The organism is Streptomyces sp. NPDC088745 (assembly GCF_044751045.1).
GTDB classification, from domain to species: domain Bacteria; phylum Actinomycetota; class Actinomycetes; order Streptomycetales; family Streptomycetaceae; genus Streptomyces; species Streptomyces cremeus.
Genome location: NZ_JBIVLB010000002.1, coordinates 263,875 through 276,461 on the forward strand (window position 1 = coordinate 263,875; position 12,587 = coordinate 276,461).

Here is a 12,587-nt window from a genome sequence, read left to right on the forward strand (position 1 = left end):
CCGACGGCTCCGGCGTTTCAGGCGGCACGCCCGAACCCGGTGCGGGCGTGCCGCTTCACCTCCTCGGCGGCGCGGGCCTCCGCCGCCCGGCGGAGCTGACGGTCGACGGTGAGGTCCCGGGCGTGCCCGATGAGCGAGGGAAGTGCGAGAAGGACGGCGACGAACGCCACGGCCAGGAGGTCCAGGAATGTGTTCATGCCTCAACTCTGCTGCTGCGAGGCCGCTTTGATGAGTGGCAGGACTGTCACCATTCATCGAATTACTGCCACACTGAGGACATGCTGAACAACGTGGCCGTCGCCCTCGTCGACGGCGTCAACCCCTTCGAACTCGGCGTGGTCTGCGAGGTCTTCGGCATCGACCGCAGCGACCAGGGCCTGCCCGTCTACGACTTCGCCGTCTGCGCCGTACGCCGGAGCGAACTGGCCACCCGGTCCGGCTCGTTCACCATCAACGTCGCCCACGGACTCGACCGGCTGGAGGAGGCGGACCTGATCTGCGTCCCCGCCGACCAGCACTGCGCGTCCCGCACCTACCCGGAGGAGCTGCTGGCCGCGCTGCGCCGGGGCGTCGAACGCGGGGCGCGGGTGCTGAGCGTGTGCACGGGCGCGTTCGTCCTGGGCGCGGCGGGACTCCTCGACGGCCGCCGCTGCACCACGCACTGGCGGCACGTGGACGAGCTGGCCCGGCGCCACCCGCTGGCCCGGCTGGAGCCGGACGTGCTGTACGTCGACGAGGGCAGCGTGATCACCTCGGCGGGCACGGCCTCGGGCATCGACGCCTGCCTGCACCTGGTGCGGCAGGAGAACGGGCCCGAGGTGGCCAACACCATCGCCCGGCGGATGGTCGTGCCGCCGCACCGGGACGGCGGGCAGGCCCAGTACATCGAGCGCCCGCTCACCCACGGGCCCTGCGACACCGTGGGCGAGGTGCTGGTCTGGATGGAGCGCAACCTCGAACGGGAGGTCACCGTGGAGGAGCTGGCGGCGAGGGCCCACATGTCGCCGCGCACGTTCGCCCGGCGCTTCCAGCAGGAGACGGGGACGACTCCGTACCGCTGGCTGCTGCGGCAACGGGTGCTGCTGGCGCAGGAGTTGCTAGAGGCGACGGACGAGACGATCGACGTGGTCGCCGGCCGTACGGGCTTCGGCACGGCGGCCGGGCTGCGGCACCACTTCCTGCGGACGCTGGGGACGACCCCGCACGCGTACCGCCGGACCTTCCGGGGCCCGGCGCGGGCCGCGTGAAGGGACCCGCGCGCCGGGGCCCCGCGGTGCGCCGCAGCGCCGACCTCGTCCAGGAGGTCCTGCCCGGTCTGCGGCCCCGGCCGTGAACGGGGCACAACGGCCGGTGCCCGGCCGCTCCTTCGAGGGGCCGGGCACCGGGAGGACGACCGGGCACTAGTCGTTGGGGACCGTCTCGTAGCGCGGGGTGCCCTCTTCCATCTGCTTGAGGGCGGCCTTGCGCTCGCGCTTGGAGAGGCGGTCGATGTAGAGGCGGCCGTAGAGGTGGTCCGTCTCGTGCTGGAGGCAGCGGGCGAAGTAGCCGGTGCCCTCGACGGCGATCGGCTTGCCCTGGGCGTCCTGGCCGCGGACGACCGCGTAGTCGGGGCGGGCCAGCTCGGCGTAGGCGGTGGGGACGGAGAGGCAGCCCTCGTTGGAGTCGTCCAGGACCCGGCGCTCGGCGGGCAGCTCGTCCAGGACCGGGTTGACCACGACTCCGGTGTGGCGCACGCCGTCGTCGTCGGGGCAGTCGTACACGAAGACCTTGAGGTCGACGCCGATCTGGTTGGCGGCCAGGCCCACCCCCTCGGCGGCCTTCTGGCTGGCGAACATGTCGTCGATGAGGGAGGCCAGCTCGTCGCCGAACTCGGTGACGTCCCGGCACTCGCGGTGCAGCACCGGGTTGCCGACGACCGTGATGGGCCGGGCGGTGCCGCGCTCGCGGTGTGCCAGCTCGCGCGCCTCGCAGTCCTCCGTGTCCACCACGAACTCCGTACCGACCTGCTCGTCGACCTGCTGCTGTTGCGCCATGTCCGCCGTACGCCTTCCTCAAAACTCAGGTGGGGTTGTTGCCCGTACAGCGTACGCGGCCGACTCGGCGCCCGAGGTCTCAGCAGACCTCTTCGAGGTCCCGCCACTCCCGGCTGTCCGGGCTGTCGGCGACCCACCCGTCGAGCAGCCCGCGCACCAGTTGCGGCGGCGCGGCCAGGCCGCACTCCCGCTCGGGGACCCAGAGGTCGCCGTTGGTGCGGTGGCCGAGCGGGCCGGGGTGGCCGGGTTCGGAGTGGTCGTGCGGGTCGAGGTGCTGTTCGCCGTCGCCCTCGTCGGAGGGCATCCGGGACTCCGAGCAGGAGCGGCACAGCAGGCGTACCGACGAGGACCAGTCCTCGGCGGCGAATCCGGCGTCCGCGGCCAGCCGCTCCAGGGCGTCCCGGTCGGCCTCGGTGGCGGCCTCCAGGAGGACCACCCAGGTGGGGACCGGGGAGGGGGCCCACAGCTCGATCTCGTCGAAGACCGGGAAGGAGGGCCCGGCGGCCGTCACCCGCTCGCCGTGCGGCACCCCGTCGTGCAGGACGACCTCGCCCCAGCGCCGCCCCGAGGAGGGAAGCGGAATGGACAGCACCTCGATGCGGGCGGGGTCCAGCCTGCGCCCCCACACCACTTCTGCCTCGCCCTCGGGCGAGAGCCGGACGGCCGCGCTGCCCAGCTCCATGCCGACCGGTTCGCCGCTCTCGGTGGGGGCGCCGGGCACCTTGAGCCCGTACGCCTGCCAGGCGCGGCGGGCGAGCGGCCAGTCCTGGAGGGCGGTGGCGGCGATGCCGACGTTCCACCAGTCCGGGGCGCCCTCCTCGCGGTCGAGCAGGGCGACGGCCCGCAGGCCGGCGGCCCGCGCCTGGTCCCAGTCGTGCCGGAACTTGTGCAGCAGCGCCAGATTGAACCAGGACTCCGAGAGCCAGGGTTCGAGATCCGCCGCACGCGTCAGCAGCGCTCCCGCGTCCTCGTACCGACCGTCGCCGATCAGCGTGAACGCGCGGTCGGTGGCCTGCCGCCACGAGGCGGAGGGCCGATGCCGTACCTTCCCGAAGATCCTCACGATTCCCGCCTGCCGGTTGGCTCCCTCCCCTGCGCGTCTCCGCTGTCAGGGGCTCTCTTCGCATCCAACCATGCCCGGTCGGAGGCCCGCTCATTACCCACTGGTTACCCCGGTGGGGACAGGGCGACTCCGAGCGCGCGATCCTCCCGTCGCAGGACGCGGGCCAGGGATTCCACGACCTCGCTCTGGTATTCGCGCCCGGTGTCCAGCCGCAGGCGTTCCAGCGCGCTCAGCGGGCCGCCCAGCCCTCCTCCGCATTCCCCCGAGAGGTCGTCGTACGCGTTGACAGTACGGACGATTCTGGCGGCGAGGGGCTGCTCGCGGTACGGATCGGCCTGCCGCTCCACGACTGCGGCGACCTCCGCCGGAACTCCGGTCCGCCGCACGACCGCGCCCCCGAGCAGGGCGATGCGGCGCTGCTCGTCGGCGGGGAGCGAGGCGGTGGCCCCGGCGGGCACCGGGTCGACGAGGGAGAGCTGGCCGATGTCGTGCATGAGGGCCGCGTACTCCAGCACGGTCACCTCGTTCCCCGAGAGCCCCAGCTCGCGGCCGACGGCCGCCGCCAGCGCGGCCACCCGGTGGGCGTGCCCCGGCCGGGTGTACCCGGCGATCTCGGTGGCGCGGGCGAGCGAGGCGATGGTCTGCCGGTAGGTGTCCCTGACCTCCCCGTACCGCCGGAAGGACAACTGGGTGAGCAGCAGCGGCACGCAGAACACGGGCAGCGCCCACAGCCCCACCACGCCCACCGCCAGCGCCATCACCACGCCGGTCGCGCACACGGCCGAGCCGATGCCGCGCAGGGCGCGCAGCTCGTCCCGCAGGAGCGGCCCGTACGGATGCCCGGTCCTGGCCCTGGTCAGTGCGGCGCCGAGCACGGCCTCGCAGAGCCCGGTGAGCGCGAGCAGCACCGCCAGGAGGAGCGCGTACAGCGTGCCGTGCCCGATGAGGCCGTCGACGACGCCGGAGTTGTAGGCGGGCTGGAAGAGGACCGCCGCGAACCCTCCGACCAGCACGCGCCGGGCGCAGCGGTCGGCGTCCGGGCGGCCCCGGCGGGCCAGCACGCCGAGGGCCGCCCCGGCGGTGCTGACGACGACGACCTGGGAGACCCCATGGGCGGTGGTCTCGCCGCCGCAGTGCCCGAGCAGGGCGTACGCGAGGGTGCCGGCGGCGCCGAGCGGCGCGGCCTCGCCGCCCCGGTGGGCGAGTTCGCCCAGGCAGACGAGCAGGCCGAAGGCGAGGGCGGCGGCGGGCTCGTCGAGGCCGTCCCGGACGAGGAGGACGAGGGCGAGAAGGACCCAGAGGAGGGCGGCCGCGCGCACGGCGAGGACGACCGGAGGCTGCTTCACCCCTTCCCCCCGGACACGTCCAGGCCCTCCGGCAGGTGGGGGGCGGCCCCGGCCGGTTCCGCCGAGGAACGTGGCCGGGCGGGGGCGGGCAGGGGCAGCGGCCGGGGTCCGGCGGCTCCGCGGGAGGGGTCCGGGCCCTCGGCCCGGGGCGGCTCGGCAGCCGTTTCGCCGGCGGTCACCTCGGGGTTCCAGCCCTCCCGGTCCAGCGCGGCGACCAGGGCGTTCACCATGCGGGCGTCGAACTGCGTGCCCGCACACCGCTCCAGCTCCGCCAGGGCCTCGGGCACCGGGCGGGCCCGCCGGTAGGAGCGGGTCGAGGTCATCGCGTCGAAGGCGTCCGCGACGGCCACCACCCGTGCGAACTCCGGGATGCGCTCGCCGGAGAGGCCGTACGGGTAGCCGCTGCCGTCCATCCGTTCGTGGTGGTGCAGGATCGCCGCGCGGGCCTCGCCCAGGAAGCCGATGCCGCGCACCATCTCGTGCCCGTACTCCGGGTGCAGTTCGATGACCCGGCGTTCCTCCGGGGTCAGCGGCCCGTCCTTGCGCAGGATGCGGGTGGGCACGCCGAGCTTGCCGACGTCGTGCAGGATTCCGGCGAAGCGCAGGACCTCCCGGCGTTCCTCGTCCATGCCGAGTTCGGCGGCCATCATGGCGGAGGCGCGGCCGACCCGTTCGCTGTGGCCGCGGGTGTAGCGGTCCTTGATGTCCACCGCCTGGACGAGCGCCCGGATGGTGGACCGGTGGGCGTCGCGCTCGCGCTGGTACTGCGTGAAGACCCAGCAGGACAGGTACATCGGCAGCAGCACGAAGAGGGCGGCGACCGGACCGTACGGGCTGCGCCACAGGACGGCCATCATCAGCCCGGCGAGGCCGTGCACGCAGTGCGGGGCCAGCGAGCGCGGGAAGAGGCCGCGCCAGGCGGTCCGTACCGGCATCCTCTCCGCGGTGACCAGGATCCCGCCGTCCAGCGCCGTCAGGACGGCGCAGAAACCGAGGACCGCCACCCCGGCGGGCACCAGCACCCCCGGGAAGCCGCCCGCCCCCTCGCCCCACCAGGTGCGCAGGGACGACGCCGTCCACACGGCGACGGACAGCTCCGCCGCCCGCCACACCCGCCGCACCCCGCTGGGCCTGCGCCACACCCGCCCCAGCAGCGCCCCGGGCAGCACGGCCAGCGCGGCGGCGGACGGCGGCAGCAGGAAGACGGCTGCCAGCGGTACGGGGAAGAAGGCGCCCGGATCGACGGAGACGGAGTGCCCGACGAACGGGCAGCGGGGCAGCAGTTCGCAGACCGCGTAGAGGACGGCGAGCAGGGCGACGGCGTCCCAGGGGGCCCGCGCCAGGCCGCTCGCGCCGGACAGGACGCACCCTCCCGCGAGCAGCACGGCGCAGGAGAGGTAGACCCGCGCACCCGCCGGCAAGGCTCGCACCCGCTCCCCCGCAACCTGTTCAGCTCCGCTGCCGAAATCGTGCGCCAGGCTAGCGAGCCGGGGGGCCGGAAAAGCGCGAAGGCCGCCGGTTCCCCCCAACGGGTGACGGGGAGGGCCGGCGGCCCGCGGTGGCGTCGTTCCGCCCCGGGCCGGCGGCCCGCGGCGGTTCTGCTACTTCTTGGCCTCGGAGGCGACGTCCGCCGGAACCTCGGACGGCATCAGGTCCGGCGCCGCCACGTCCTGCTCGGGCACGGCCTGGCCGGCACGGATCAGGTCGATCCGGCCGAGCACCTTGGACCGCAGGTCGGCGGGGACGTCGTCGGAGCCGCAGCAGCGCTTGACGAGCTTCTTCACGGCCTGCTCCAGGCCGTACTTCTCCAGGCACGGCGAGCACTCCTCGAAGTGCTCCTCGAACTTGGTGCACTCGCCGTCCGGCATCTCTTTGTCGAGGAACTCATAGAGATGGTCGAGCACCTCTGAGCAGTCCGTCTCGTGCGGATCTCCGCAGCTCATGAGCCCGAGCCTTTCCCGTCGTTCGACTCTCCGGAGGCGGAGGAGGCGCCCGCGGGCACCAGTCCGCGCTCGCGTGCGTAGTCCTCCAGCATGCCGCGCAGCTGGCGGCGGCCCCGGTGCAGCCGGGACATGACCGTACCGATGGGTGTCCCCATGATGTCCGCGATTTCCTTGTAGGCAAACCCCTCGACATCCGCGAGATACACCGCGATGCGGAACTCCTCCGGGATCGCCTGGAGGGCGGACTTGACGTCCGAGTCGGGCAGGTGGTCCAGCGCCTGCGACTCGGCGGAGCGCAGTCCGGTCGACATGTGCGACTCGGCGCGGGCCAGCTGCCAGTCCTCGATCTCCTCGGAGGCGCTGCGCAGGGGTTCGCGCTGCTTCTTCCGGTAGGAGTTGATGAACGTGTTCGTGAGGATCCGGTAGAGCCAGGCCTTGAGGTTCGTGCCCTCGCGGAACTGGTGGAAGGAGCCGTAGGCCTTCGCGTAGGTCTCCTGGACCAGGTCCTCGGCGTCGGCGGGGTTGCGCGTCATGCGCAGCGCCGCCGAGTACATCTGGTCGAGGAAGCCCAGCGCGTCCCGCTCGAAGCGCGCGTTGCGCTCGGCGGTGGTCTCCTCCGCGTGGCCGGCATCGGTCCCTGCGTCGGTCCCTGTGACCGGACCCACCTCCTTCAGCGCCGTGGCGGACCCGAACGCGGACCCGCTCGACTCGGAGGATAGACGACTACCCTGCTTGCCCGCCGCCCGAGCGGCCGTGGCCGCTGCCCCGGAGATCACCGTCCACTCCAGGTCGGAGGCCTGCGGGCGGCGTGGGCAGATGGTGGAACCCATGCGGCGAACTCCCTCTTGTTTCTGCGTCGGACGCAGGTGACAACAGCGGTCCGGCGCCGCGCATTCCCGGGGGGTCAGCGGAGTGAGCGGGTCCACTCCAGGACGGCGTCCGTGAGGACGCCGAGGACCTCCTCCTCGGTGCGGCCCGCCCTCCCGGGGACCTTGAAGCCGTGGTCGGCGTGCGGGACTTCGGCGAGAGCGAAGTCACCCCCGGGGAACTCTTCGGGTTTGCCGAAGGGGTCGTTCCCTCCTTGTACGACGAGGGTGTCGACCCCGGTCCCCAGGAGCTCGTCCCGGCGCGACTTCTCGGGCCGGCCCGGGGGGTGCAGGGGGAAGCTCAGGGCGAGCACGGCGCGGGCGCCCAGGTCCCGGGCGGTGCGGCAGGCGACCCGGGCCCCGGCGCTGCGTCCGCCGGCGACGACGGGCAGGCCGGGCCCGCGGAGTTCCGGCCACAGGCCGCGCCAGGCCAGGTCGAGGGTCTTGGGGGCCGGGGCCAGCTTCTTGCCGGCGACGCGCCAGGGCTGCTCGACGAGGACGACGGTGACGCCCTCCGGGGGCAGGGCCCGGGCCAGGGCCTGGAGGTCCCGGGCCTCGATGCCGCCGCCGGCGCCGTGGCCGAGGGCGAGTACGGTGCGGGGGTTCCGGGCCCGGTGCCAGTGGAGCCTGGCGGCTCCGGCGTCGGTCTCCACGGTGACGACGTGATCCATCCGCCCATCCTGCCGGTTCCGGGCCCGGACCCCGGTTCCCGCGCGGGTGCGCCGTGGCCCCGTCCCGTGCGGGGCCGTTCGTGGTCCCGGTCCCCGTGCGGGTGCGTCGTGGCCGGTCGCGCGGTTCCCCGCGCCCCTGACGGCACGCGCTCCGGGCAGCCGTCCCCCGCCCCGGCACCGGCCGGGCCCGTACCCCTCAGAAGAGCGTGGCGACCTCCGGGCCCGCCAGCTCCTCCACCAGCTCCGGACCGTTGTTGCGGACATTGCTGACCGCCGTCCCCACCGGGTACGCCCGCACCGCCCCCGCCCCCGGCGGCACCAGCAGCCCCCGGGCCTCCTCGACCTCCGTCACGGAAGGGTCCAGCCACGCCCGCCACTTGTCCGGCGTCAGCATCAGCGGCATCCGGGGGTGGATCTCCGCCAGCGACGACGGGCCGCCCTCCCCCGCCGGGCCCCCGGCCAGCGGCGTCGTCTCGGCCTCGGTCGTGACCACCGAGCAGGTCGCCCACCAGGCCCGGGGGTGCTCGTCGGGGAGGGTCCGGTCGCGCCAGAACTCGTAGATCCCGGCCAGCGCCATCACCGAACCGTCGGCCGGCGTCACGAAGTAGGGCTGCTTGCGGGGGCGCTTCTTCTTGCCCTCCTCCTCCAGGCCCCGCTCGGCGGCGCCCGTCACCCACTCGTAATAGCCGTCCGCCGGCACGATGCACCGCCGCGTCGCGAACGCCCGCCTGAACGACGGCTTCTCGTGGATCGTCTCGGCCCGCGCGTTGATCATCCGGGCGCCGCCCTCCGGCGTCTTCGCCCAGGACGGGACCAGGCCCCACTTCAGCATCCGGAGCTGACGAACCGGACGCGGGTCCTCGGCGTCCTTCACGGCACGTTCGAGAATCACCGGCACCGTCTTCGTCGGCGCCACGTTCCAGTCCGGGACCAGGCTCTCGGCCGGGTCCCACTTCTGCACCTCGAAAATTCCGGCGAGGTCTTCGGCCCCCCGGCTCACCGCGTAGCGTCCACACATACGTGCCACACTGCCACGCCCGTACCGCCAGCAAGGAGCCGTCCGCAGAAATGAACGTCCTCGCCGCCCCCGAGCTCGGCACCCTGTGGGACCGGCTCACCGGCACGCAGCCCGATCCCGAGCGCTGGCTCCTGTACGCGACGGCCGCCCTGGCCCTCATAGCCGTGGTGCCGCACCCGCTCTGGCGGCTGTCCCGGAACGCCGTCACCATCGCCCACGAGGGCGGCCACGGGCTGGTCGCCCTGCTCACCGGCCGCACCCTGACCGGCATCCGGCTGCACTCCGACACCAGCGGGCTGACCGTCAGCCGGGGCAGGCCCACCGGCATCGGCATGATCCTCACGGCCGCCGCCGGGTACACCGCGCCGCCCCTGCTCGGCCTGGGCGGCGCGTGGCTGCTGGCCGCCGACCACATCACGCTGTTCCTGTGGCTGGCGACGGCGCTGCTGCTGGCGATGCTGGTGATGATCCGCAACGCGTACGGGGTCCTGACGGTCGTCCTCACCGGCGCGGCCTTCGTGCTGGTCTCCTGGCTGACCGGACCCGACGTGCAGGCCGCCTTCGCGTACACCGCCGTGTGGTTCCTGCTGCTCGGCGGCGTGCGGCCGGCCTTCGAGCTGCAGTCCAAGCGGCGGCACGGCGGGGCTCCCGACTCCGACGCCGACCAACTGGCCCGGCTGACCCACGTGCCGCCGCTGCTGTGGCTGGGGATGTTCCACGTGGTGTCGGTGTGCGCGCTGCTCGGCGGAGGGCGCTGGCTGCTCGGTCTGTAGTCGCCGGTCACGGGGCCGGGAGCCGTGGCGGGTACCCACTAAACTCGGCGGCATGACCGAAAGCGCCGTGCACCCTGCCCTCTGGCCCGCCCCCCATGCGACCGGGGCCGTCGACGCGACGGTGACCGTGCCCGGCTCCAAGTCGGTCACCAACCGTGCGCTCGTCCTGGCCGCCCTCGCCGCCGAGCCGGGCTGGCTGCGCCGCCCGCTGCGCTCCCGCGACACCCTGCTGATGGCGGAGGCGCTGCGGTCGATGGGGGTCGGCATCGAGGAGACCGTGTCGTCCAGCTCCTCCGTCGCGGGCGGTCCCGTGGGCTCCGGCGAGGCCTGGCGGATCATCCCGAACGGGCTGCGCGGCCCGGCGACCGTCGACGTCGGCAACGCCGGCACGGTGATGCGCTTCCTGCCGCCGGTGGCCGCCCTGGCGGACGGCCCGATCCGTTTCGACGGCGATCCGCGGTCGTACGAGCGTCCGCTGGGCGCCGTCATCACGGCGCTGCGCGCGCTCGGCGCCCGCATCGACGACGACGGCCGGGGCGCGCTGCCGCTGACGGTGTTCGGCGGGGGCGCGCTGGACGGCGGCCGCGTCGAGATCGACGCCTCGTCCTCCTCCCAGTTCGTCAGCGCGCTGCTGCTGTCCGCGCCGCGCTTCAACCAGGGGGTGGAGGTACGGCACGTGGGCTCGACCCTGCCGTCCCTGCCGCACATCCGGATGACCGTCGACATGCTGCGCGCCATCGGGGCGCAGGTCGACACCCCCGAGTCCGGGGGCGAGGCGAACGTCTGGCGGGTCACCCCCGGCGCCCTGCTGGGCCGCGACCTCGTCGTCGAGCCCGACCTGTCCAACGCGCAGCCCTTCCTGGCCGCCGCCCTCGTCACCGGCGGCCGCGTCACCGTCCCGGACTGGCCCGAGCGCACCACTCAGCCCGGCGACGCGCTGCGCGAGATCTTCACGGCCATGGGCGGCACGTACGAACTGACCGAACGCGGCCTGACCTTCACCGGCACCGGCTCGGTGCACGGCATCGACTGGGACCTGAGCGAGGTCGGCGAGCTGACCCCGGGCATCGCCGCCGTCGCCGCCCTGGCCGACTCCCCCTCCACGCTGCGCGGCGTCGCCCACCTGCGGCTGCACGAGACGGACCGGCTGGCCGCGCTCACCAAGGAGATCAACGGGCTCGGCGGCGACGTCACCGAGACCGCCGACGGCCTGCACATCCGGCCGCGCCCGCTGCACGGCGGCACCTTCCACACGTACGACGACCACCGCATGGCGACGGCCGGTTCGATCATCGGCCTCGCGGTGAAGGGCGTGGAGATCGAGAACGTGGAGACGACCGCGAAGACCCTGCCCGACTTCCCGGCCATGTGGTCCGACATGCTCGCGGGCAACTGACGGGCCGGGCGAAGACGATGCGCCGCTACGGCAAGAACCCCGACGAGGACGACATCCGCGTCCGGCCCAACCGCAAGGGCAACCGCCCCCGCACCCACATCCGGCCCAAGCACGAGGACGCCCGCGAGGGCATGGTCCTCACCGTGGACCGGGGCCGGCTGACCTGCCTGGTCGAGGACCGCCAGGTCATGGCGATGAAGGCCCGCGAGCTGGGGCGCAAGGCGGCCGTCGTGGGCGACAAGGTCATGATCGTCGGGGATCTCTCGGGCGCCAAGGACACCCTCGCCCGCATCGTCCGCATCGAGCCGCGCACCTCCGTGCTGCGGCGCACGGCCGACGACGACGACCCCTTCGAGCGGGTCGTCGTCGCCAACGCCGACCAGCTCGCCATCGTCACCGCCCTCGCCGACCCGGAACCGCGCCCCCGCATGATCGACCGCTGTCTGGTGGCAGCGTACGACGGGGGTCTGACACCGCTCCTGGTCCTCACCAAGTCCGACCTGGCCCCGGCCGACTCACTGCTCGAGATGTACGTGCCGCTGGGCGTCCCGTACATCGTCACCAGCCGCGAGGAGCTGGAGAACGGCGCGGCGAGCGAGGTGGTGCGCGACCACCTGGACGGCCGGATCACCGCCTTCGTCGGTCACTCGGGCGTCGGCAAGACGACCCTGGTCAACACGCTCGTCCCCGAGGAGCGGCGGCGTACCACCGGGCACGTCAACGCGGTCACCGGACGCGGCCGGCACACCACCACCTCGGCGCTCGCGCTGCCCCTCGCGGGTGAGTCCGGCTGGGTGATCGACACCCCGGGCGTGCGGTCCTTCGGACTGCACCACGTGGACCCCTCGCGCGTCATCCACGCGTTCCCGGACCTGGTGCCGGGTACGGAGGAGTGCCCGCGCGGCTGCACGCACGACGACCAGGCGGTGGACTGCGCGCTGGACAAGTGGGTGTCGGACGGGCACGCGGACCCGGCCCGGCTCTTCTCGCTGCGCCGGCTGCTGGCCACCCGGGAACGGCGCGACGGGGACTGAACCGTGGGCGCTCCCCGCGGCGTCCCTCCGGTAAAGGCATAATCGCACCGAGCGAGACGAAGCAGTCACCGAACCGGGTCCGCGGACCCGGGCTGACGCGGGAGGCACACAATGGCGTGGCTGCTGGTGGTGGTCGCCGGAATCCTGGAAACCGGTTTCGCGGTCTGCCTGAAGCTCTCCCACGGGTTCACCAGACTCTGGCCGACGATCGCCTTCGCGGCCTTCGCGCTGGGCAGCTTCGGGCTGCTCACGCTGGCGCTGAAGCGGCTGGACGTGGGTCCCGCGTACGCCGTCTGGACGGGGATCGGGGCGACCGGGACCGCCATCTACGGCATGGTCTTCCTGGACGACGTGGTCTCCACCCTGAAGCTCGTCTCCATCTCCTTCGTCATCATCGGCGTCATCGGCCTCCAGCTCTCCGGCTCCTCGCACTAGCACCGCGGG

14 protein-coding genes are annotated in these 12,587 nt (G+C 73.5%); 5 read left to right on the forward strand and 9 right to left on the reverse strand.

The genetic code is table 11. The features are described from left to right. Nucleotides 1–17 precede the first annotated feature (17 nt). Nucleotides 18–197 (reverse strand): hypothetical protein, encoded by a 180-nt coding sequence (locus ACIP93_RS05780; protein ID WP_345228511.1) that lies wholly within the window; start codon nucleotides 195–197, stop codon nucleotides 18–20. A gap of 81 nt (nucleotides 198–278) precedes the next feature. On the opposite strand from ACIP93_RS05780, the gene ACIP93_RS05785 reads away from it, so the two are divergent. After that, nucleotides 279–1,247: a helix-turn-helix domain-containing protein gene (locus ACIP93_RS05785; protein WP_345228512.1), complete on the forward strand. Its 969-nt coding sequence runs from the start codon at nucleotides 279–281 to the stop codon at nucleotides 1,245–1,247. Between the two features lie 153 nt (nucleotides 1,248–1,400). Here ACIP93_RS05785 and def read toward each other — a convergent pair whose 3' ends face one another. From def to ACIP93_RS05825, 8 genes are all read right to left on the reverse strand, one after another. Then, nucleotides 1,401–2,033: a peptide deformylase gene (gene def / locus ACIP93_RS05790; RefSeq protein WP_345228513.1), complete on the reverse strand. Its 633-nt coding sequence runs from the start codon at nucleotides 2,031–2,033 to the stop codon at nucleotides 1,401–1,403. Nucleotides 2,034–2,112: 79 nt separating this feature from the next. Further along, nucleotides 2,113–3,096: a hypothetical protein gene (locus ACIP93_RS05795; protein ID WP_345228514.1), complete on the reverse strand. Its 984-nt coding sequence runs from the start codon at nucleotides 3,094–3,096 to the stop codon at nucleotides 2,113–2,115. A gap of 104 nt (nucleotides 3,097–3,200) precedes the next feature. Further along, complete coding sequence (locus tag ACIP93_RS05800) at nucleotides 3,201–4,442, reverse strand: HD domain-containing protein (protein WP_380837197.1); 1,242 nt, start codon at nucleotides 4,440–4,442, stop codon at nucleotides 3,201–3,203. Then, the gene (locus ACIP93_RS05805; protein WP_401756108.1) at nucleotides 4,439–5,872 is read right to left on the reverse strand and encodes an HD-GYP domain-containing protein; all 1,434 of its coding nucleotides are present in this window, start codon (nucleotides 5,870–5,872) and stop codon (nucleotides 4,439–4,441) included. Before ACIP93_RS05805 ends, ACIP93_RS05800 begins: the two co-directional genes overlap by 4 nt. 171 nt (nucleotides 5,873–6,043) lie before the next feature. Further along, on the reverse strand, nucleotides 6,044–6,385 hold the full coding sequence (gene rsrA / locus ACIP93_RS05810; protein ID WP_345228516.1) for a mycothiol system anti-sigma-R factor: 342 nt from the start codon (nucleotides 6,383–6,385) through the stop codon (nucleotides 6,044–6,046). Further along, entirely contained in the window at nucleotides 6,382–7,050 is a 669-nt protein-coding gene (locus tag ACIP93_RS05815; RefSeq protein WP_189821317.1) for a sigma-70 family RNA polymerase sigma factor, read from the reverse strand. Before ACIP93_RS05815 ends, rsrA begins: the two co-directional genes overlap by 4 nt. A gap of 239 nt (nucleotides 7,051–7,289) precedes the next feature. Next, nucleotides 7,290–7,922 (reverse strand): alpha/beta family hydrolase, encoded by a 633-nt coding sequence (locus ACIP93_RS05820; RefSeq protein WP_401756112.1) that lies wholly within the window; start codon nucleotides 7,920–7,922, stop codon nucleotides 7,290–7,292. A 196-nt stretch (nucleotides 7,923–8,118) separates the two neighbouring features. Beyond that, a complete protein-coding gene (locus tag ACIP93_RS05825) occupies nucleotides 8,119–8,940 on the reverse strand; it encodes an SOS response-associated peptidase (RefSeq protein ID WP_345228518.1) in 822 nt (273 codons plus the stop codon). 50 nt (nucleotides 8,941–8,990) lie between these two features. Here ACIP93_RS05825 and ACIP93_RS05830 point away from each other — a divergent pair, with 50 nt between their 5' ends. From ACIP93_RS05830 to ACIP93_RS05845, 4 genes are all read left to right on the forward strand, one after another. Then, nucleotides 8,991–9,713, forward strand: a complete 723-nt coding sequence (locus tag ACIP93_RS05830; protein WP_345228519.1) for a M50 family metallopeptidase — start codon at nucleotides 8,991–8,993, stop codon at nucleotides 9,711–9,713. A gap of 52 nt (nucleotides 9,714–9,765) precedes the next feature. Further along, nucleotides 9,766–11,109 (forward strand): 3-phosphoshikimate 1-carboxyvinyltransferase, encoded by a 1,344-nt coding sequence (aroA, locus tag ACIP93_RS05835; protein WP_345228520.1) that lies wholly within the window; start codon nucleotides 9,766–9,768, stop codon nucleotides 11,107–11,109. Nucleotides 11,110–11,126: 17 nt separating this feature from the next. Further along, nucleotides 11,127–12,143, forward strand: a complete 1,017-nt coding sequence (rsgA, locus tag ACIP93_RS05840) for a ribosome small subunit-dependent GTPase A (RefSeq protein WP_401756997.1) — start codon at nucleotides 11,127–11,129, stop codon at nucleotides 12,141–12,143. A gap of 111 nt (nucleotides 12,144–12,254) precedes the next feature. Next, nucleotides 12,255–12,578, forward strand: a complete 324-nt coding sequence (locus tag ACIP93_RS05845) for a multidrug efflux SMR transporter (protein ID WP_345228522.1) — start codon at nucleotides 12,255–12,257, stop codon at nucleotides 12,576–12,578. The last annotated feature ends 9 nt before the right edge of the window (nucleotides 12,579–12,587 follow it).

Coding starts and splice junctions, on each gene's coding strand:
- rsrA (WP_345228516.1), bottom strand. CDS start 6,385: ATGAGCTGCGGAGATCCGCACGAGACGGACTGCTCAGAGGTGCTCGAC.
- ACIP93_RS05825 (WP_345228518.1), bottom strand. CDS start 8,940: ATGTGTGGACGCTACGCGGTGAGCCGGGGGGCCGAAGACCTCGCCGGA.
- def (WP_345228513.1), bottom strand. CDS start 2,033: ATGGCGCAACAGCAGCAGGTCGACGAGCAGGTCGGTACGGAGTTCGTG.
- rsgA (WP_401756997.1), top strand. CDS start 11,127: ATGCGCCGCTACGGCAAGAACCCCGACGAGGACGACATCCGCGTCCGG.
- ACIP93_RS05780 (WP_345228511.1), bottom strand. CDS start 197: ATGAACACATTCCTGGACCTCCTGGCCGTGGCGTTCGTCGCCGTCCTT.
- ACIP93_RS05820 (WP_401756112.1), bottom strand. CDS start 7,922: ATGGATCACGTCGTCACCGTGGAGACCGACGCCGGAGCCGCCAGGCTC.
- ACIP93_RS05845 (WP_345228522.1), top strand. CDS start 12,255: ATGGCGTGGCTGCTGGTGGTGGTCGCCGGAATCCTGGAAACCGGTTTC.
- ACIP93_RS05830 (WP_345228519.1), top strand. CDS start 8,991: ATGAACGTCCTCGCCGCCCCCGAGCTCGGCACCCTGTGGGACCGGCTC.
- ACIP93_RS05785 (WP_345228512.1), top strand. CDS start 279: ATGCTGAACAACGTGGCCGTCGCCCTCGTCGACGGCGTCAACCCCTTC.
- aroA (WP_345228520.1), top strand. CDS start 9,766: ATGACCGAAAGCGCCGTGCACCCTGCCCTCTGGCCCGCCCCCCATGCG.